The 19,270-nt window shown below is 61.4% G+C and carries 23 protein-coding genes; 10 read left to right on the top strand and 13 right to left on the bottom strand.

Going from position 1 to position 19,270, the window contains the following annotated elements:
* Nucleotides 1-134: 134 nt before the first annotated feature.
* Nucleotides 135-1,571, bottom strand: coding sequence for a hypothetical protein (locus tag MO486_RS15400; protein ID WP_242909864.1), 1,437 nt, complete (start codon nt 1,569-1,571; stop codon nt 135-137).
* A 181-nt stretch (nt 1,572-1,752) separates the two neighbouring features.
* Here MO486_RS15400 and MO486_RS15395 point away from each other — a divergent pair, with 181 nt between their 5' ends.
* From MO486_RS15395 to MO486_RS15375, 5 genes are all read left to right on the top strand, one after another.
* On the top strand, nt 1,753-2,115 hold the full coding sequence (locus tag MO486_RS15395; protein ID WP_242909862.1) for a DUF1428 domain-containing protein: 363 nt from the start codon (nt 1,753-1,755) through the stop codon (nt 2,113-2,115).
* A gap of 118 nt (nt 2,116-2,233) precedes the next feature.
* Entirely contained in the window at nt 2,234-3,718 is a 1,485-nt protein-coding gene (locus MO486_RS15390; RefSeq protein ID WP_242909860.1) for an amidohydrolase family protein, read from the top strand.
* Between the two features lie 81 nt (nt 3,719-3,799).
* Nucleotides 3,800-4,468: a dihydrofolate reductase family protein gene (locus MO486_RS15385; protein ID WP_242909851.1), complete on the top strand. Its 669-nt coding sequence runs from the start codon at nt 3,800-3,802 to the stop codon at nt 4,466-4,468.
* Between the two features lie 18 nt (nt 4,469-4,486).
* Nucleotides 4,487-4,870 carry a DUF1801 domain-containing protein gene (locus MO486_RS15380; RefSeq protein WP_242909849.1) on the top strand — a complete coding sequence of 128 codons (384 nt, stop codon included), beginning with the start codon at nt 4,487-4,489 and terminating at the stop codon, nt 4,868-4,870.
* Nucleotides 4,871-4,979: 109 nt separating this feature from the next.
* On the top strand, nt 4,980-5,303 hold the full coding sequence (locus tag MO486_RS15375) for a hypothetical protein (protein WP_242909847.1): 324 nt from the start codon (nt 4,980-4,982) through the stop codon (nt 5,301-5,303).
* Between the two features lie 31 nt (nt 5,304-5,334).
* Here the strand turns inward: MO486_RS15375 and MO486_RS15370 are convergent, their stop codons facing one another.
* A complete protein-coding gene (locus MO486_RS15370) occupies nt 5,335-5,814 on the bottom strand; it encodes a hypothetical protein (RefSeq protein WP_242909845.1) in 480 nt (159 codons plus the stop codon).
* Between the two features lie 126 nt (nt 5,815-5,940).
* On the opposite strand from MO486_RS15370, the gene MO486_RS15365 reads away from it, so the two are divergent.
* Nucleotides 5,941-6,210, top strand: a complete 270-nt coding sequence (locus MO486_RS15365; protein WP_242909843.1) for a GIY-YIG nuclease family protein — start codon at nt 5,941-5,943, stop codon at nt 6,208-6,210.
* 95 nt (nt 6,211-6,305) lie between these two features.
* Entirely contained in the window at nt 6,306-7,094 is a 789-nt protein-coding gene (locus MO486_RS15360; protein WP_242909840.1) for a hypothetical protein, read from the top strand.
* Between the two features lie 268 nt (nt 7,095-7,362).
* Here the strand turns inward: MO486_RS15360 and MO486_RS15355 are convergent, their stop codons facing one another.
* The 4 genes from MO486_RS15355 to MO486_RS15340 all read right to left on the bottom strand — a co-directional run bounded on the left by MO486_RS15355 (nt 7,363) and on the right by MO486_RS15340 (nt 10,451).
* On the bottom strand, nt 7,363-8,043 hold the full coding sequence (locus MO486_RS15355) for a GNAT family N-acetyltransferase (RefSeq protein ID WP_242909782.1): 681 nt from the start codon (nt 8,041-8,043) through the stop codon (nt 7,363-7,365).
* A 102-nt stretch (nt 8,044-8,145) separates the two neighbouring features.
* Nucleotides 8,146-9,096 carry a right-handed parallel beta-helix repeat-containing protein gene (locus tag MO486_RS15350; protein WP_242909775.1) on the bottom strand — a complete coding sequence of 317 codons (951 nt, stop codon included), beginning with the start codon at nt 9,094-9,096 and terminating at the stop codon, nt 8,146-8,148.
* A gap of 117 nt (nt 9,097-9,213) precedes the next feature.
* The gene (locus tag MO486_RS15345; protein WP_242909773.1) at nt 9,214-9,570 is read right to left on the bottom strand and encodes a hypothetical protein; all 357 of its coding nucleotides are present in this window, start codon (nt 9,568-9,570) and stop codon (nt 9,214-9,216) included.
* Nucleotides 9,567-10,451: a hypothetical protein gene (locus MO486_RS15340; protein ID WP_242909771.1), complete on the bottom strand. Its 885-nt coding sequence runs from the start codon at nt 10,449-10,451 to the stop codon at nt 9,567-9,569. The genes MO486_RS15345 and MO486_RS15340 overlap by 4 nt, the downstream gene beginning before the upstream one ends.
* Nucleotides 10,452-10,802: 351 nt before the next feature.
* Between MO486_RS15340 and MO486_RS15335 the strand changes: the two genes are divergently transcribed.
* Nucleotides 10,803-11,108 carry a hypothetical protein gene (locus MO486_RS15335; RefSeq protein WP_242909769.1) on the top strand — a complete coding sequence of 102 codons (306 nt, stop codon included), beginning with the start codon at nt 10,803-10,805 and terminating at the stop codon, nt 11,106-11,108.
* An 81-nt stretch (nt 11,109-11,189) separates the two neighbouring features.
* Here MO486_RS15335 and MO486_RS15330 read toward each other — a convergent pair whose 3' ends face one another.
* Together MO486_RS15330 and MO486_RS15325 are read right to left on the bottom strand one after the other, a co-directional pair.
* The gene (locus tag MO486_RS15330) at nt 11,190-12,083 is read right to left on the bottom strand and encodes a hypothetical protein (protein ID WP_242909767.1); all 894 of its coding nucleotides are present in this window, start codon (nt 12,081-12,083) and stop codon (nt 11,190-11,192) included.
* Nucleotides 12,028-12,897 (bottom strand): hypothetical protein, encoded by an 870-nt coding sequence (locus tag MO486_RS15325; protein WP_242909766.1) that lies wholly within the window; start codon nt 12,895-12,897, stop codon nt 12,028-12,030. The genes MO486_RS15330 and MO486_RS15325 overlap by 56 nt, the downstream gene beginning before the upstream one ends.
* A 629-nt stretch (nt 12,898-13,526) precedes the next feature.
* Between MO486_RS15325 and MO486_RS15320 the strand changes: the two genes are divergently transcribed.
* Nucleotides 13,527-13,739 carry a hypothetical protein gene (locus MO486_RS15320; RefSeq protein WP_242909764.1) on the top strand — a complete coding sequence of 71 codons (213 nt, stop codon included), beginning with the start codon at nt 13,527-13,529 and terminating at the stop codon, nt 13,737-13,739.
* Between the two features lie 89 nt (nt 13,740-13,828).
* Here the strand turns inward: MO486_RS15320 and MO486_RS15315 are convergent, their stop codons facing one another.
* The gene (locus MO486_RS15315; RefSeq protein ID WP_242909762.1) at nt 13,829-14,317 is read right to left on the bottom strand and encodes a hypothetical protein; all 489 of its coding nucleotides are present in this window, start codon (nt 14,315-14,317) and stop codon (nt 13,829-13,831) included.
* A 233-nt stretch (nt 14,318-14,550) separates the two neighbouring features.
* On the opposite strand from MO486_RS15315, the gene MO486_RS15310 reads away from it, so the two are divergent.
* Nucleotides 14,551-14,994 (top strand): SRPBCC family protein, encoded by a 444-nt coding sequence (locus MO486_RS15310; RefSeq protein WP_242909760.1) that lies wholly within the window; start codon nt 14,551-14,553, stop codon nt 14,992-14,994.
* 24 nt (nt 14,995-15,018) lie between these two features.
* Here MO486_RS15310 and MO486_RS15305 read toward each other — a convergent pair whose 3' ends face one another.
* The 4 genes from MO486_RS15305 to MO486_RS15290 form a co-directional block, all read right to left on the bottom strand.
* A complete protein-coding gene (locus MO486_RS15305; RefSeq protein ID WP_242909758.1) occupies nt 15,019-15,489 on the bottom strand; it encodes an OsmC family protein in 471 nt (156 codons plus the stop codon).
* A 125-nt stretch (nt 15,490-15,614) separates the two neighbouring features.
* A complete protein-coding gene (locus MO486_RS15300) occupies nt 15,615-16,286 on the bottom strand; it encodes a DsbA family oxidoreductase (RefSeq protein ID WP_242909756.1) in 672 nt (223 codons plus the stop codon).
* 111 nt (nt 16,287-16,397) lie between these two features.
* Nucleotides 16,398-16,616, bottom strand: coding sequence for a polyprenyl synthetase (locus tag MO486_RS15295; RefSeq protein WP_242909754.1), 219 nt, complete (start codon nt 16,614-16,616; stop codon nt 16,398-16,400).
* Between the two features lie 179 nt (nt 16,617-16,795).
* The gene (locus MO486_RS15290; protein ID WP_242909752.1) at nt 16,796-19,261 is read right to left on the bottom strand and encodes a DUF4062 domain-containing protein; all 2,466 of its coding nucleotides are present in this window, start codon (nt 19,259-19,261) and stop codon (nt 16,796-16,798) included.
* Nucleotides 19,262-19,270: the final 9 nt, after the last annotated feature.

The raw sequence follows: 19,270 nt of genomic DNA, 5'->3' as shown, positions 1-19,270 counted from the left end.
CGTCATCATCCTCGGCGTTTCAGGCCGTGAGCGTAATCGCCGAGGCTGCCTGCGAACAGGGCCAATCCGACACGGAACTACATGCAGGCAGGGCCATTGCGATACCACGCGTCAGCGGCCGCATCGCCCGGCAATTACTGGATCAGCGTGGCTCGTATGAACGCACCCCTGCCAATGCGGTAACTCGCATGGCCGCCGCCCAGATGTGCGCTCACGTTCAACTCCTGTCCGTTCGCATCCACCAAGGTCATCTGCCGCGGCGGATTGTGTTCCGTCCATATGAAAAGAAGATGCCCGCGGTAGTGTGGCAGGTCGTTCCATGCCAGCTGGCTGCCTGGGGGGAGTAAAGCCGGCGCGGATGTGGGCAAGGAGCTTGCATACACTGGCTTGCCAGTGGGCGGGGCTACCGGCATGACGGCTGCGGGAACGCTCGCGCTCGTGCCCACTGCGCCCGGCTGAGGTGTTGCAGTCGCGACCGACGGATCGATGCCACGTTCGCGCTGCAACGCCGCGAACGGCGTCAACGCATCCAGACCCTTGAGCGGACGCGGATCGAACTGACGCCACTGCACCGCCAAGCGCCGGCCCTTGCGTTCGAGGATGCCGTTCATGCGCAGCAACGCGGCGCCACTATCGTGCGCTTCGTACAACTCGGCACTGTGTATGGGCTGGGTGAAGTCCCCTCCGAATGACAGTTCGCCGCCCTCGCTGGCGAAGCTGCGATAGGCCTCGATGCTGGCCGGGTCCGGCGCAAGTCCGCCGCTTTCCAGCAAGCGCACCACCGTGTCGACATGGCGCGCGACGAAGGTTTGCGCGTCGGTGCCGTCCTTCTTCGCACAGTGCGCGTTGCGGGCCTTGACGAAGCCCTGATCGCGCACGTGCCACCGTTCCGACTTGACCATCGACGGGGCCTGGTCCAGCAGCAGCGCGCTGATTTCCTTTGGCAATTGCTCGCGGCGCTCCATTCGCGTCGTCGAAACACCCGGGGTATCGAGCACCACCGACGTCAGCACCTGGGTGCCTTCGATCCGATAGTCGAATTCAAGCGTGGTCTGGCTTGGACCGAGGCCCATTTCATTCAATTCGCTGTGGATCCACAGGTCATCATTGAGGCAGCCTGCGGCCTCGAGCGGCGAAGCGCTGGCGGCGCCGATCGGGCCGAGGTCGCCAAGCGACGGTTCGATGCCGTCATTCGACGTCACGCCCGCAAGCGTCACGTGCAGGCGATCCAGGTCGCCCACGATCACCTTGCGGTTGAAGGCGTTGCGCAGGAACCAGAACCAGCCCGGCGTTTCCAGGTGGAAGGTGCTGAAACGCACCATCACATCCTTCTGTTCCTGCCCGTAGGGGTAGACCACGACGTCCTTCGCCACCACGTCGCCGTCCCACTCGAACCACGCGCTGCGGTACGTGCTTTCGGCGTCTCCGAGCGCGATCAGCAGGCTGCGGCCAACCAGGAAATTGACCTGCTGCAGGAACAGGAACCCCGTTCCACCGATCATCAGCACCAGCCCAAGAATGACCTTGAAGGACTTGCTCGTCCCCTTCCCGGACGCCACTTTGCGATTCATAAAACGCTCCCCCCAAGAGCTGCTGGGAACGCTAGCACACCCTTCTCGCCAAGGCACCGGACGCTGGTTTGTCGATTTCGATTCCTCTGGTTCGTCGTCACAAAGGACAGCAGTGCCATCGGGTATGAATTGGCGCTGCCCAGCCTGCAGGCGCAGCCTGCCCCCATCACAAGGAGACACCATGAGCTACGTAGATGGATTCGTTCTGGCCGTTCCAACCAAGAACCTGGCGACCTACAAACGCATGGCCCGTAAAGCGGGCAAAGTCTGGCGCGAGCACGGCGCGCTCGAATATGTGGAGTGCGTCGCCGACGACGTGCAGCCAGGCAAGCTCACTTCATTCCCGCAGGCGGTGAAGCTCAAGCCGGGCGAGGTCGTGGTGTTCTCGTGGATCGTCTACAAATCGCGCCGGGACCGGGACCGCATCAACAAGCTGGTGATGACCGATCCCCGCCTCGCCGAGATGATGGATCCGAAGAAACTGCCCTTCGACGGCAAGCGCATGTTCTGGGGTGGGTTCAAGAAGATCGTCGAGAACCCGTAACCGGCGCCGCAAATGCCCGGGGGTGGACCAGGCACGCCCTTGAACCCGCCTTCCGGCACATTGCGCTACGGACCTCCGGCGCTATGGTCGGCCCGAATCGGTTGCTTGGGAGAACGCCATGCGCTCCGGTCACGGCTCCAATAGGCACGACCCCGATGGCCTGCGGCTTCCGATCAAGCTCGACAGTGCCAGCAACGGCGAATTTGCACCGGTACCCCTCGATGCGGTCCATCGCGTCGCCAACCAGCAGGCCTTCGAAGCCGCCACGAGGAACGCGCGCCGCCTTGGTCAGTCGCGGCGCGACTTCATGGTGTCCCTGTGCGGAGCGGCCACTACGCTGCTGGCGATGACCGCTACGTTCACTGCGGCCTGCAAACGCGGTGGCCGCTATGAACTCCCCGCAGAAGCCGCACTCGAACCCGCGGCCGCGGCGTCGGTGCTCGCCGGCGACGAATTCATCTTCGACGTACAGGGCCATTTCGTGAATCCGACCGGCGCCTGGACGCGCGGCTTGCCGGATGGCGCGCGGCCACTCGGCTTCGTCGACACCGCGGGTTGCGCCGCCGCAGAGGAGCCCGGGCTCGGCTACCTGAAATGCGTGGGGCCCGACGAGTTCATCAAGGACATCTTCCTCGACTCCGACACCGACCTCACCGTGTTGAGCTTCGTGCCCTCGGCACGGAATGCCGAACCGCTCACCATCGAGGAAGCCACCGCCACGGCCGCGCTGGTGGAAAAACTCGACGGCACGCATCGCCTGTACCTGCATGGCCGCGTCAATCCCAACCAGCCCGGCGATGTCGAAGACATGGAGCGCCTCGCGAAACAATTCCACATCGCGGCGTGGAAGACCTACACGCAATGGGGACCGGAAGGCCGTGGCTTCTTCATGGACGATGCACCGGGCTTGCGGATGATCGAAGAAGCACGCCGGCTCGACGTCCGCAACATCGCCATCCACAAGGGCCTGCCGTTCGGCCCGCGCAGTTACGAACACAGCACGTGCGTGGACATCGGCCGCGTTGCGAAGCGTTATCCGGACGTCAACTTCCTCATCTACCACTCCGGCTTCGTCACCGGCAAAGCCGAAAGCGCCTATGACGCCAAACGCAGCGACGGCATCGATGCGTTGATCACGTCACTGCGCAAGGCGGGCCTGGGACATGGCAGCAACGTGTACGCCGAACTCGGCTCGACCTGGCGGTTCCTGATGCGCGATCCGGATTCGGCAGGGCATGCGCTCGGCAAGCTGCTCACCCACCTCGGCGAAGACAACGTGCTCTGGGGCACCGACTCGATCTGGTATGGCAGCCCGCAGGACCAGATCCAGGCGTTCCGCGCCTTCCAGATTTCACCGGAATTCCGCGAACGCCATGGCTATCCCGAGATCACGCCCGGCATTCGCGCGAAGGTATTCGGACTGAATGCGCTTAAGCTCTACCCGGTGCCGAAGGACGTGCTCGACAAGCACCTCAACCGCGACGCGGTCACACGGCTGCGCGACGACTATCGCAACGCACCCGATCCCCGATTCCTCAGTTATGGCCCGAGGACGCGGCGCGAATTCCTGAATCTGCGGCGCTGGGGCGGCGGGAACGCCTGACCTTCGCGAAGAATCGCCTCGTGTCGATCCGTCCCCGCTTCGTTCGTCGTAGTAGCAGAACGAATCGAAAAGGAGTCAGCCATGAAAGTAGTTGTCGGCACGTTCGTCACGCTGGATGGCGTCATCCAGGGCCCGGGCGGGCCCGAGGAAGACCGCAGCGGCGACTTCGAGCACGGCGGCTGGCTGGTCCCGTATTTCGACGACATGATGGGCGAGCTCATCACCGGCTGGACCGAAGCAGCGGATGGTCTATTGCTGGGCCGCAGGACCTACGAGATCTTCGCCGCGCACTGGCCGCACATCGGCGACGAGGATCCGATCGCGGCGAAGCTCAACCGCGTGCACAAGTACGTCGCCTCACGCACGCTGCAATCGTTGGACTGGCAGAACTCGAGCCTGCTCAAGGGCGACGTCGCCGAAGCGGTAGCGAAGCTCAAACGCGAACCCGGCCGCGAACTCCAGGTCACCGGCAGCGGCAACCTGATCCAGACGTTGCTGCAGCACAATCTCGTCGACGAATTCCGCCTGTGGACCTTCCCCGTGCTGTTGGGCAAGGGCAAACGCCTGTTCGCCGAAGGCACCGTCCCGGCCGCGCTGAAACTGACGGACACGAAGACATCCAGCACCGGCGTGCTGATCCACACCTACGAATGCGCGGGCAGGCCCGAGTACGGTTCGTTCCAACTCGAAGATCCTCCCGCGGAGGAGATCGCACGGCGCCAGCGCATCGGCGGAATCGCGGGCCCGTAACCATCGGAAGGAGGCAACATGGAAGCGAATCGCACCACCCTTGCGAGCATCGACGACTACATCGCAGCGGCCCGGCCGGAAGTCCAGCCGATCCTGGAGAGGATCCGGGACACCATCAGGCAGGCGGCGCCTGCCGCGGAGGAGAAGATCAGCTACCAGATGCCCGCCTTCGCCCTGGATGGCGCCCTGGTTTACTTCGCCGCCTTCAAGAATCACATCGGCTTCTATCCACCGGTCAGGGACGAGAAGCTCAGGGCCGAGACATCGGCCTATGCCGGAGAAAAGGGCAATTTGAGGTTCCCACTCGACAAGCCCATTCCTTACGCCTTGATCAGCAAGCTCGTGAAAACGCGAGTGCGGGAGAACCGGGAACGGGCAGACGCCCGAAAGAAGAAGCAATAGCCCGCATGGCGATCCTGCCTCCCGTGGGCTGGTCTTCGGCATTCCAATATCCGATGCTGGTCACCGACCGCTGCGATATGGTGGCTTGCGATACTCAGGAGGTTGCCCCATGCGGATGATGCTGGCCGCCATTGCCATCTCGATGCTGCTCCTGTCCGGGGCTGCCGATGCGCAGATAGCCAAACCCGTGTCGGCCAAGCCGAAAATTCCTGCAGCCGGTCCGACGGTAAAGCCCACGCCGAAAGTCTTGCAGGCACCGCGGATCGTGGTCCCGCAGTCCAAGCGCGATACGGAAGCAACCGCGTATTCCGACCTCGTCGACAACGTCTCCGAATCGGTGGATCAATTCAGGGAAGACAACACGACTGGGAATGAAGGGCGGGATCACCTGGACGATGCCGAACCCGAGGCAAAGGGAAAGCCACGGCGCTAGCGCCCCTCGGTGACCACCCCGAAACCCGCCCTCAATCGATTCGATACACCCGCGCCTTCGGCAGATCCTCATCGACCTGCAGGAACCAGCGCCCTGCAACGCCCGGCACGACCACGATCTCGGGCGCATCCATGGGCTTGCGCAGTTTCATGCTGCCCTTGAGCACCTTCCACTGCTGGCCGTTCTCCAACTCGAACACGGTGCCGGGCTCCCACCCGTTCACCGAACCTTTCAGACGGCTCTTGATCGGCCCATCCTCGAGGCCGATGTACGACGCCGGACTGCGCTTGTCTTCCCGGTGCGATGCGTCGGCCTTCGCCACTTCCACCAGGTCATCGCGCAGCAACCGGTTCAACAGCTCCAGTTGTGCGGGCGACAGCGTATCCAGGCCGGTGGCACGCAGCTGCTCCGTTGTCAGGCGCTGTTCGATGTTGACGTACGCCTGCTGCGCAATCGCGGTGAGTGACGCGGACAGCAGCAGGGCCAAAGCGAGGGCGAACTTTGCGGGCATGGTCACTCTCCATCAGCAGGTCCGGTGCCGTGCACCGAAAATCAGTATGTGACTGCTTCATGACGGATCCGTGTCAGCGCTACACCGCTGGAACACACCTAGGTCGCTGCCCTCTACACTCGTTGCATGCGCCGCTGGTACGTCTACCTGATCGAATGCCGCGACGGCAGCCTCTACACCGGCATCGCCACCGACGTCGACCGCCGCTATGCCGAGCACGTCGCCGGCAAGGGTGCCCGCTATACCCGCTCGCGGCCGCCGCTGCGCCTGCTCGCCCGCTTCGAATATCCCGACCGCGCCACCGCGAGCCGCGCCGAATATGCGATCAAGCAACTGACGCCGGCCCGCAAGCGGGCGCTGTGCGCCGGCGATCCCACCGTCCGCCCAATCCCCTGATCGGGTGGCTCCGATCCGCTGGCCCCCGCGTGCCCGCGTGGCCCCTGCCCCGACCGATTGGCGTTTGACCCTGTGTCCTCGGATCTGGAACCCCCATGGCCACGCCTTCTTCGTTTTTTGCCGAGCTCAAGCGCCGCCAGATCTATCGTGGCGGGGTGATGTACATCGTGGCCGGCTGGGTGATCGTGCAGGTCGCCACCACGGTGTTCCCGTACTTCGACATTCCCAGCTGGGCGATCCGGCTGCTGGTGGTGGTGATCCTGCTTGGGTTCCCGATCGCGCTGGTGGCGCTGTGGATGTTCGAAAGCTCGCTACCGAACGACCCGCAGATGCGCCTGCACGACCGTCGCCAGGGTAGCCGCGACGCCTCCGCGGAGATCGCCAAGCTGATGGAAGCGGAGCGGCTCGCGCGGCAGAAGGAGAACCAGGACCTGATCGCAGCACTGGGGCAACTCAAGGGTGATGCCGGCGACGCCGGGGAAACGAAGCTTGCGATGGCTTCGCTGCGGACGCGGCAGGCGACCGAGTCCGCCCAGGTCGCCACGCCGACGACGCCGCCTCGCAAGAGCAGGACGACGGTGTTCCTCAGCCTCTTTGCCCTGCTGATCCTTGCCTCCGGCGTGTGGGCGCTGGTGGCGCCAGAGGCCGCGTTGCAACCCGTGGCTGCATCGGGAGAGCTGGCGAAAAGTTATGTGGTCCCGGGCTTCAAGCAGGTCGAAAATTTCGGCGTCACGCTGCTGAGGCCGGTGCTCAACAAACTCGGCATCCCGATCGCGCCCGAGCGCGTCCTGATGATCCTGATGGTGCTGCTCGCGCTGGTCGTGATGCGCGACTTCTACCGGCAGCTCTCTGCGTCGCGGAGGCGGCGCGCCAGGCAGGGCTGAAGTCTCGGGTAACCCCGGGCAACGCAGGTACCGAGTCCGGAGCTCGCAGCACCGGGTTTTTACCTGGCGCGCCAAGCCCAGCGCATCATCAGCGGAGATTTCCTCTCGACATGCCGAGCTCGGAGCTCGGGACCTGGGCTTTTCAGCTCGGCATGCCGAGTCTGGAGCTCAGAGCGCCGGGTCTTGGGTTCGACAATCCGAGTTGAGAGTTCGGATCGCGAGGCTCCTTGCCCGGCACGCCGAGCTCAAAAGTCGATGAGTGGCGCTATCAGCCCCGACGCAGCGACCAGAACCCGATGTCGCGGCGATGCACGTAGCCGAGCTGCTCGTACAACTGCTTGGCCCGCAGGTTCTCGTGGCTCACGTGCAGGAACGGAATGCGACCGCGCGAGAACGTGTCGTTCGTCAGCATCGCCGTCAAGCGGCGTGCGTAACCGCGACCATTGAAGTCGGGATGTGTGCAGATCGCACTCATCTCCTGGTGTGTGTCCGTCCCCAGTCGCTCGCCGATCATCGCCGCCAGTCGGCCGTTCTGGTAGATGCCGAAGTAACGGCCCATGTCCATCGTGCGCGGACGGAAATAGTGCGGATACACCAGCGCCGTCAGCGCCAGCACATCCGCGCGATGCGCCTCGGTCAACGCGATGATCTCCGGACCATCGGTGATCTCGATCGGCGCAGTGCAGATCATCTGCGCCAGGTCGGCAAATGCTTCGAGCTGCCATCCATCCGGTACGACGGCCGGTGCGATCCCGAGCAGGTAGACGCTTTCGCCGGGGGCGACCAGCGAAGCGAGCGCGTCGGTCGCGTCCACGTCGGCACGCGCCATGCCGAGGAACGGTGCGAACTCCGCGGGATAACGCGCCACATCGCCGGCGACCAGCGCGATGTCGCGATGACGGCTGCGCAGCGAGGACCAGAATGGATTGTCGAGTGCCGACGAGCTCATTGCGGAATGTTACCTAGCCTGCCGCTCACGCGCAGGAAGCGCCCCCGGAAACGAAAACGGCCCGGGCGTGCCGGGCCGTTCTCGTAATCGACTCTTATCGGCTTACCGCGTCGTCAACGTCCCGGTCGGATTTCCGTCAGTATCGTTATCGGTCACTTCGTTGCTGCCAAAGGACAGGATCTGTCCGCCGCCGGTCGCCCAGAGACCGTATTGGTTGTTGGTGATGTTATTGCCGGCGATGCGGATGATGGCCGCGGGACCGGTTGACTGGATCGCCCCGGCATTCGCCGCACCGAAGCCATTGTCGTTGAGCGTGCTGCCGGTGACGGTGATGTCCACATATTGCGACGTGCTGACCGCCACCACACCTTGGTTGGGGTTGCCCGTCACCACGCAATCGCTCACAACGGCCATGGTGCGGTCCTGCGTACGCAAGCCGAAGGCACCGCCAGAAAGCTGAGTGCCGGTCACCGTGACCTGCGCGGTTCCGGTTCCGCTGGGCGCCACCAGGATTCCACCCGTGATGTTGTTGGCAATCACGCTGTTGGTGACGATCAGGCGGCTCGCGCCGGCAGGAAGGAACAGAATCCCGACGCCATTGGGACTGGCTGCGTTGTTACCCGTGATCCGCACGTTGTCAACCAGCAGGCTTTCGCCCGCCAGGAACTTGATGCCATTCAGGCCGCTTCCCGCGCCATTGATGGTCAGATTGCGCAGCACGACCTTGTCGGCAACACCGGCATTGATGACGAAGCCATTGGTACTCGAGTTCAGGGTCGAAGCCAGCGTTCCGGCGCCGTCGATCGTGATGGCCTTGGTGATCGTGACCGCGCCAAAACCACCCGGGTCCAGCACGCTGATTTCGCCACCTGCCGCCGTCTTAGAAATCGCGCCGGCAAACGTCTTGCATGGCGCCGTGCGGCTGCATGGATTGGCGTCATCGCCGACGCCGGAAACCCATGTGCGCGTCGCCTGTGCTGAAGCGACACCGTGCACGGACATCAAAAAAAACGCGGCCAATACCCACCATTTGGTGCTTCCATTCTTCAACATTGGTTTTCCCCTGTGATGAAACGCTAGTGGTGGCGATTTTCGCGCCACGTCCCCTGATGCAGATGCTTGGGCATCCCCGCCGCAAGCATCCGCGAACATCGTAGCTTCCCGATCGTCCTACGTCTCGAGCCCGAGCACGACGGCCACATTGTCCGGCAATACGCCCTGCGGCGCCGAACGGACAATCCACCATTCCAGCTGCCGCTCGGGATCGAGACGAAACTGGTCCGGCACTCCAGGCCGGACCAGTTTCCCCACGCCGCGGTAACACTCCCACTGGACATCGTCGGCCTTGACGAAGCATCCCCGATAACCCAACGGCGCGGGCAGCACGCGTGCTCGTTCGCTTGATGGTTCGAGGCTGTCCCATATCGCCTCGAACGTCTGTACCGCTTGCGCAGACACACCCCAGATCGGGTCGGGACGACCCGAATACATGCCGATGCCGGCGTGCCATGTCCCGGCTTGCTTCATCGGATCTTGGTGTGTCCGTGCATGACGACCATGAAACTGCAGAAGTCGGTGTAGTTGCCACGATCCGCCGTGCGCGGATCGCTGATCAGTTGTCCGCTGTTGTCCAGGTTGGTGACGGCGGTTCCGCCCGGCTTGTGCGTCCAGTAGCCGTTGCGGCCTTTCCGGTACCAGTGGAAATCCCAGCCGGGCCCCACCACCAGCGCCACCAAGTGTCCTTCCTTTGGACAATGGTTGTTGGCCTTGGGGCTGTTGATCAGGTCATCGCGTATCGCTGCCGCCAACACCTCGGCGCAGGTGATCGCACCGTACATCTGCCCTGAGCCATAGCCGGGTTGGGCGAACGTGTCGGTGCGGTAGTTCGTACCGTAGTTGTAGCAGTTGTTGCTGTACTGCCGCGCGCCACCTGCAGCGGCATCGTTCCACCAGTCGGGCTCGTACAGCGGAGCGCAGGTGCACTTCGGTCGAATGGGCCAACGCACAGGCGGCCATTTCGTCCATGGCCACTCCCGCAGGCGTTCGATGTCCTTCTGCAACAGGTCAATGGGTTCGCGGCCCAGTTGGGCGAGTCGGATCGGCCCGGTGCTTCCGCACACGAAATCCTCGACGAAGGCATCGGCTGGCCGATGCGCGAGTTTGGCACCATGGAGCCGGCCGCCGACGACGCGGAATGTCGAAGGCAAACCTTTGACGGGACGCCCGAGTTGTTCGATCCGCAATCCGCGATAGCCGAGGATCGATTCGGGTGGCGGCGCGGCCTCCTTGCCTTCGAGGCGCTTGCCTGGCTTCAGGCGCGCCAGCACTTCCTTGGCTTCGTGCCCTTCGATGATCACCGATGGATTCGGTCTGCCGCTGAACATGTCGAATGTAATACGCAGTGCCATTGCTTCACCCTCCTGGTGTCGTCCCGTGGTTGGAGACGATCAACGCGTGGATATCCAAAAATGGCCGCGACTGAGTTCGATGTCGTAACGCGATTCCGCGGCTCAATCCAAGCTACGGGGAACAGAAACAAAAACGGCCCGCGCATGTCGGGCCGATTTTGTCGTTGCTGCTGGAGAGTGTGATGTGCGCTGGAGAAGATGCCGCAATGTGAGTCGCGCTGATAACAACATTCAACACGACGGTGAGCAGTGGTCAGATGGAGACTTTCGTTACCAGGTGTCCGCCTACGAAGGTAAGCGTCGTTGTCGAGACTGGATAGCTGAATATCCAATCGAAAAGGACCTCAAATAATGGCTGAGCAAATCAGGACCGCTATCGGACAACTCGCATACCTGCGCGTGCACAGGTTGGGCAGCGGGTTCGGACCTCACTCGGACTTCATCGACGTGGAAGTCGTCATCGGCATCAAGCAGGTGGAGGGCGGTTTCGGCTTCTCGTTGCGGAACGATGACAGCCGCTTTGCTCACCAGGGCATGCTTGACGTGCTACGCGATTGCTTTAATTCCGACACCATCGTTGAAGTGGAATACACGGTTGACCCTGGTGAGTTCGGGAAAGCCAACGGCTATATCCTCCGTGTGACCCGTCGAAAATAGGCCCGTGGCTGCGCTTGCGGTTTTGCGGCCTGACGATTCGTTCAAGGGCAGCCGGTTCGCGGCCCCCCCTTGATCCGGGCGTTAGTCCTTCGCCACGCCGCGTTTATGAAGCTTGATTTTCCCGCCCTCGATTGCCCAAAGCGTTCCGCGTGGCGGTGTGGAGACATACATGGGCTTCCCGCCCCAGAGGCTCCAGAACATGTGTGCTTCGGTTGGCGTCGAATCGAGCAGGTGGGTGATCATCAGCGCCACTGTCCGCGGGTCGTTCGGCAGGGCAATGCACGTACGGGTGAAGCCGCGACGTGAAACGACAGCGCCCCCGTCAGATTCCACGCGGTACGTGCCGCCGATCGGAATGACATCGTTCCTGGTTGTCGCCGGCAGCAGATACACGATCCATTTTGTTGCCGCGCCCTCATTCGCCGGCAACACCACTGTGTTGTATTTCTCCGAGCACGGCTCGAATCCGGAAGTGAGCGCTGCCACGCGGGCCGCGGCGGCGCCTGACTCGAACGGAGTCAGCGGGAGCGGCGATTCGAGCACCGTGACGTTTCCTGCAAGCACTCCAGCGGCTGACACCGTTACCCGGTACAGCGCTGCTGGGGACTGATCGATGAACGTGACGAGGATCTCGCCCCCTCGCTCCTCGGTGATCCAGCCCCGCACACGTTTGTCTTTCTTGAACGCGCGAATTTCAAGCGCTGCGTCGGTGGCAATGGCAGCGGCACGATCGTGACGGTAGATGGCCGCTCCGGCAGCTTCTGCCGCCCTAAGCGCGGCAGCCTCTTGTTCCGGTGGCAGTTCGGCTGGTAACGGTTCGTCGGCCCAGGCCACCAGGCAGCCCATGGCGAGGATCAAAGACAACAAGGGACGGATCATAGGAATCTCGATTTCGATGGACTGGCGGCGCTGAGGCCTGTCAACCAACACCGCTACGCGCGGCATGAGCTGGCTTTGCAGGCGTCGGACTTTCATCGGACGCACGGTATTCGATCCGGATCTCGCGCATGCCCTTGGGGACTTCGGGATTGAGTGTGTCGCTGCCGTCGCATCCGGGAAACATCCGGTGCTGCATGGCCATGCCCAGCATCATCGCCGTCTTCGCGCTGGTGCTTTCCGGATCGCGTGCGAGCACGCGGTCCGGGTACACGTACTCGGTTGGTTGACCGTTGGTCTGCATCGATAGCAGCGAGCCTTCCGGCACCGGCTTGTCCGCGACCAGTGGCTCGATCGGCAACGGCATCCAGCAACCACCGCTGCTGGTGAACATCAGTTTCGATGCCAGCTCCGACGTGAACGCTTCCAGCATCTTGCGCGCCTTGCGCCGCGAGAGCGCCGCATCCTTGACGCTGAAGCGGGCCTTGACCATGTACAGCCGGTCGAACAGCACGACCATCGCCGAATTACGGCGGCTGCCCTCATGCGTATAGGTCAGGTCTACCGAATACGCCGCGACACGTTCGGCCTTGTCACCGGCGACCCGCGGGGGCAAGGAGAGTGTGTGGAGTTCGGAGAGGTCGTCTTCCTTCGCATCCGGGCCCTGCACCCACGCCCGGTGCAGCGCGTTCCGCTCCTGCCCGGCCAGCGTGGCGACCTGCTCGTCCGAGAGCGTGCCCACCGGATAGAAATACATGTCGATCCAGCGGTCGCTGTCGTCGCCATGCGCGTAACGCACCGACACGCCTGCTTCCTGCTGCTCGTAACGGTGCTCGCCGACCGCTTTCCATTCACCCACTGTCAACGGATACACGATGCGTGTTTCGCGTAGGAAGCCTCCGAGGAAGGGCATTTCCTTTTTCTGCGCAGCATCAGGCTGCGTTTCGGGTTCAGCCGCCATGGTCGGAGAAAAAGCGACAAGCATGACGAGCAGCGCGACAGACATTGCGTTGGACATTCCGCCCCCCTGGTGCCGATGCACTCGAAGCAGATCCTACAACCACGTCGCGAGTCAGTGCGCACGGGCTGATCGCTCAGCGCGTAACCGAGTGCAGCCTATGACCCTACCCGGGCTACGCTGGCTGACGTGCTGCGTCCACATCGCCAGCACAAGAGCGGAGTGTTAAGGCTGGCGGGGTTCGCATCCTGCCCACCGCTCTCTTCAAGCACATACATGTTATTCCGCTGAGCATCTGCGCATTGCCCAGTGCCCAGTGCCCAGTGCTAAGGTGGGCTAAAGCCCACCCTACGGGGCCTGACGTCTTTTTTCCGGCGTGCGCCGAATGCACTCGATGCGAAAGGCCCAGGGTGCGGCCTGCGGCCTTACCCGGGCTACGGCGGCTGCAACATGATGCAGCTTCGACAGGGCGAAACTCACATTCCAGCGGCTGGGCGTCGCCGCACCAAGACCACCGGATTCACCCGCTTGGGGGAGGCGGTCGGGGATTTATTGCCTGTCGCCGACTGTAGTATGGTTGGCGCATGGGGACCCATCTAACAGGCCTGCCCGCCAGGGAGCGCGATCTGGTCCTGGCCTTCGCGGCGATCGTCCGCGAGATATGTGTGGACAGTCATTGGGACGATGTCGAGCCGGCTCTGGCGGCAACCTGGGCGCGGATGCACGGGGACGAAGGGCTTGCGTGGGAGCAAGTCGCAGACAACGTGCGCAAGTCGTGCGATCGCCTGGGCTGTTAGCGCAGTCGTTCCGCGTTGGGCGCGGCAATTCGCGTAGCCAGGAAAGCAAATGCGAAAGCCCCCGGTGCGGCCTTACCAGACTCCGCTGGCTAACCACCTACCTTGATCGGACTCAACCTGGCGATCGAGCCCATCTTCATCAACATCGACATCTCCAACAAGGATGCCGCGATCAAATAATGGTTGCGTGGTGTTTGATTCGCGAGCAGGCCCTCCGGCAGAGACATCGCCAATGGCACGTGTTGCAGCTTGCTGGTGACGACTAGGGAATCGAACGTCAGGTTCTCGAGCGCTTTATGGGCAAACTCGTTGCGAACCTTTGCCAAGGCCCGATAGCTGCGTGCTTCGGCTTCGGTCAGCAGGCCTAACGCAAGGGCATTCTCCGCCGAAATTTGCGTGTTCCCTGGCGGGAAAAGTGAGCCGATATCTTTGCCGGGCACAGCAAGCGCCAGGAACATTGCGCGCAGCGTTTCTTCGATCACGCACATCGCCAACACGGCGCAAGCACGATCCGATTCCAGGCGAAACGCCTCACTGAATTCCTTGTAGCGTTGCATCCCCTGTAAGAAGTCGTTCATGAGACCTCCTGGAGCGCTGCAGCACGAAGGGCCGTCGATATCAGCATGTCCTTAACAGTGCGGATAATGGCGTGAGCGGGTATCAAATCTCCATAAGCGCCCTTCTACAGAGCCCTAAGTAATTGTTTTAACTGGCCTCATCACGAAGAGTCGAACCCGGGGTCGCTACCGTGAGAGTCCGTAGGGGCGTCGCATTCGGGGAGCCCCCTTCCACAACCCCAAGGAGAATCCGCATGCCCAACACCGTCCGCCTGCACCGCGTCCTGCGTGCGCCGCCCGAGCGGGTGTACCGCGCCTTCCTCGATGCCGATGCGTACGCCAAATGGCTGCCGCCGAATGGCTTCACCTGCAAGGTGCACCAGCTCGACGCCCGCGTCGGCGGCACCTACCGCGCGACCTTCACCAACTTCAGCACCGGCAACGGCCACAGCTTCGGCGGCAAGTACCTCGAGCTCGTGCCCAACGAACGCATCCGCCACGACGACCAGTTCGAAGATCCCAACCTGCCGGGGACGATGATCACGACCATCGAGCTGAAGGCGGTTTCCGTCGGCACCGACGTGCATATCGTCCAGGAAGGCATCCCGGACGCGATCCCGGTCGAAGCCTGCTACCTCGGCTGGCAGGAATCGCTGGTGCTGCTGGCGAAGCTGGTGGAAGCCGACATTCCCGAGTGATGCGCCCCACCGATTTTCACGCCGTCACCCCGCGCGCGTGACGATCCGCACGCTACCGTGCAACGTGCGGTGCACCGGGCAGCGGTCGGCGATCTGCATCAACCGTTCGCGCGCCCCGTCGGGTATGTCGCCCTCGATCCAGATCGTGCGTTCGAGGTGGTCGATCTTCGCGCCCGCGTCGTCCTCGCAATGCTCGCAATCGACTTCGTGGGCCTTGCGGTGCTGTACCAGGACGCGGATGTCGCGCACTTGCAACTGCTTCATCTTGGCGTAGCCGTGAAGCGTCATCGCCGTGCAGGAGGCGAGCGCCGCCGAGATCAGCCCGTATGGCGACGGCCCCTGGTCGGTCCCGCCGACAGCGACCGGCTCGTCGGCAACCAGCGCATGTCCGGCGATGTTGAGGTCCGTGCGGAAGCCGCTGTTGTCCGAATGGGCGAATGCCTCGCCTTCCCCCAGCGCGGACTGCAGATCCGGAACTGCGTTGGCCTTGGACATGGGAACGCTCCGATGCGAATGGACTGGATGCTACGCCCCATTCGCGGCGTCGTTCTTGCAGGACGGGGCCGACCCGCTCTGGGCGTGTCTTGAGCCGATCTCTGCCGAGGGGCAAATACCTGCGCTCAGTCCCGTTTCGCCGCCGCGATCTCGCGCAACGCGCGCTCGAACACCTCGACCGGCTGCCCGCCGGAGATCAGGTGTTTGCGGTCGATGATCACCGCCGGCACCGCGTGGATGCCCTGCTGCAGGAAGAACTGCTCGACCGCGCGCACGTCTTCGGCGAAGGCGTCCGAGGTGAGGATCTCCCGCGCGCGGTCCGCCGGCAGGCCCGCGCTGTTGGCGATGTCGACCAGCGTGGCGTGGTCGGACACGTCGCGTCCCTCGGTGAAATAGGCGCGCAGCAGCGCGTGCTTGAGCTCACGCTGCTTGCCTTCCAGCTCCGCCCAGTGCAGCAACCGGTGTGCGTCGAAGGTGTTGTGGATGCGCCGGCGGCGTGCCATGTCGAACGTGAAACCGAGTGCCGCACCGCGCTGGCGGATCGCCTCCTGGTTGGCGGCCAGTTGCTCGGCGGGCATGCCGTACTTTTTCAGCAGGTGCTCGGCCACGTCCTCGCCCTCCGCGCCGAGCGGCGGGTTCAGCTCGAACGGCTGGAAGTGGATCTCCGCCTCGACCTCGCCGCGCGTGCGTTCCAGCGCCTGCTCCAGCGATGCCAGGCCGATGGCGCACCACGGGCAGACCACGTCGGAGACGAAATCAATGCGCAGGCGGGTGGGCGTTTGGGCTGAATCGGGCATGGCAGCTACCGCTAGGAATGTCTGCAAAGCCTACGCGCTGCGATGCTTTGAAGCGGCGATGCCCGCGGAATGGAGCGTTGCACTCTGCCCCTGTTTCTCGTGATTTCCCGCTTAAGCCTGCAAGCCGGCAACGATCTCCGACACGTTGAGCCCGAGTTCGAGTTGCAGGCGCACGTACTCGCGTTCCTTGCGGGACAAGCTGCGGCCCACGGCGATGCGAACGTCCTCTGCTTGCAGAATGCGCATGATCCTGGGCAACGCCGAGCCTATGGCGTCAGGCCCGTAGCCGGCTTCGCGCAAGGCTGCGCTGATTAGCGCTTCAACGTCCATGACACATCCAGTTGATCTCTAGGGGTTGCATTGTGGGCTGTGCGTAACGAATGGCCTACGAACGACATCAGGGAATAATGTCGTTTGAAACGGAAATGTTCTCTGACCCCACTCTTCGGTTATTGCGCCCTACGCGTGCTGCACTCTGACCCATGCTTCTGCGATCTGCGGCTCGCGGCTCAGCCCCAATTCTCCATCAATACTTTCGCAGCTATACCTGCAGAGCGAGACTTTGGCAGAGACACTGCCATATCTAACCAATGAATCACATTGTAGTAGCGATATTCTTCAGCCGATAAATATGTAGATAGAATTTCCTCAAGCCGCGCTTTTGGCAAGGCGCGAACACATTTCAATACGACAACCTTACGCAAAAAGTCAGATTCCGCCTTCAATAGTGAAAGGAAAAATGAATTAGGCAAATCGCGCATCAGCTTATCGGCCACTTCCAGCAACACATAAGCCCTCAAACGGTCGGGCGCCGGAATTAAGAACAAGTCTGGCAGTCTCTCTCGTCCGAGTTCATACATAGCGCGGGCTACAGCGCGAAAATGATCATCATCGCCCCCAATGAGGAGACCGCCCAGTCCACTGACGCGGTCCAGAGAATCAATCAGCAACGGAATATCCGCCCATTCACCAAACTTACGCATGTACTCGACATCACAAGCCGAGTACTCAACAAAGCGGCTTCCCAATGAAGCCCTAATTCTTGACAGGTCAGAAGGGTCCGATTTTTGACATAGCACGCTAAGCGCCAATCTTGTGTAATCCTTGCGCAGGTGATTTTCAAGGCGACGCGCATCGGCAACCAGTTGGCTTCCCTCGCCGTACTTGCGCACTAGATCTGAAATTCCCTCTACGACTGCCTTCTCAAATTGGTCATCGACTGACCGCCGTAAGTCAGCGCCCATGCTCCGAAACTTGCGTTCAGACAAGGCAATCATGCCTTCTCGGGCGAATACGCTTTCTGTGGAAACAATTTCACTGAGTGCACTCATCGGAAGCGACATTAGGCGCTCGCGCTTAAATTCAGAATAAGCAGCATCACCTGCGAAGTTGAAACCACCGCTGAGAGTAAAAGCGTTCTTCTGATTAGGCTTTAACAGAATCTGCCTAGCCTGATCATTAGAAATTGTTCTTCCAGCATCCGTGAGCGCCTTCAGGGCAAACAGCCGAACCCTTGCGTCGCTATCTGAAATAAGAACATCGGCCAACTCAAGCGTCAGAATTCCACGTTTGTAAGTCAGCTCGGCGGCTATCCTCCTGACTTCCGCACACGGCTGAGTTACCCCTTCCAGCAGCGCCTCGGCTGAAATCTCAGAGCCATGCTCATAGAAGATCTTTCGAAGAACACCTTTATTTACCGAAGCCGGTCGCAATTCGTATAGGGAAGCAAGTGCTTTGTTGCGACCGTCTTTAATGTGTATGCGAATGATGGCATCTGCAGCAACACTGACTGTCGTGCTATCGCTCCTGTCAAACTCCTGTCTGATCCTAGGGACATCGGCTGAGTTGCCGCATACAGCCAAGTACGATAACGCAGCAACTTTTACTGCAGACGTCGTATCTTCTGAAAGCCAACTTTCAATCCATGTTTGTCTGTCAAATGCGGCCCCCTCATGGATTGGTTCTTCAGCAAGGCGCATGATCGAAAGTGCACCAGCGCGCTCTTCCGCATCGCTTCCTAAAGTTGCCCAAATGATCGCGTTCGGTGACCACGACTGCACCTTGGTGAGCCATGTCCAAAGAGGCGCATTTTCATGCCGCACATTTCGAAAACCTGCAGATAGGAGGCCTCGGTACTCGGCATGGCCAAACTGGCGGCTGTGCGCTGCACGATACAGCAGGTTGGCATCATGAACGCCGAGTGTATTAGCGTCGTTGGCTGGCTCTTTTAGCAACGACCCTAGAAGGCGGAATCTCGCTATATCAACATCCGTGATCTGGCCCTTATTTGGCCGTTCTGTTTTGGAAACAAATTCACGGATGAACTTCGCGCCCTCAATCGAAAAAGGGCCTTCAAATTCAGCCTGGTCTACGTCGGCGGCATCCACTCCGCCTGCAGTCGACCGTGGGGCTTGGCTCTCCTCCGCGGACTTCTCTGCTTCGTCTTCAGCAAGGCGTCTTACGTAGTTTGTAATACAGCGAAAGAATTTCCGCTCGAAATCTTTCGCATCCAAGAATCCCTCAAATAGAAGCGCCTTTCCATCGATGAGTTCTGCCTTGAACTCAAGCACTCGTTTTAGTTGATCTCCAGGATCCTTTGTAAACTCTTCGCCAACTTCCTTGAAGAACATACTTATTTCAGGGCGGCCCAATGACTTTCGACGCTCAACCGAAGTTCGGAACTCCTCTTCAAAACCAGAGGAGAATTTGCCCGAGCTATCGGGCGGACTCCCCCATTTTCGCCACATCATTCCAATGAATAGCTCGCATCTTTCGAGCTCGCGATTTATCGTCTCTTGAGGTCTTCCGAAGACCGATACCGTGTCCTCCCATCCGACCAACTCGACTTGGCATCCATAGGTTTCTGCGAGTAGAGCATTGAATTCATCAACTGCAGACTTTGCAGCTTTTCGTTCCTCCCCTAGATCTCCTGGAGATGCCAGAAAAACCTTAACGAACCTTCGTGTATCGGTCATGAGTGCTTA

It is taken from the genome of Lysobacter sp. CFH 32150 (assembly GCF_022758295.1).
Lineage (GTDB): Bacteria > Pseudomonadota > Gammaproteobacteria > Xanthomonadales > Xanthomonadaceae > CFH-32150.
This window is presented reverse-complemented; position numbering and strand designations above follow the sequence as displayed.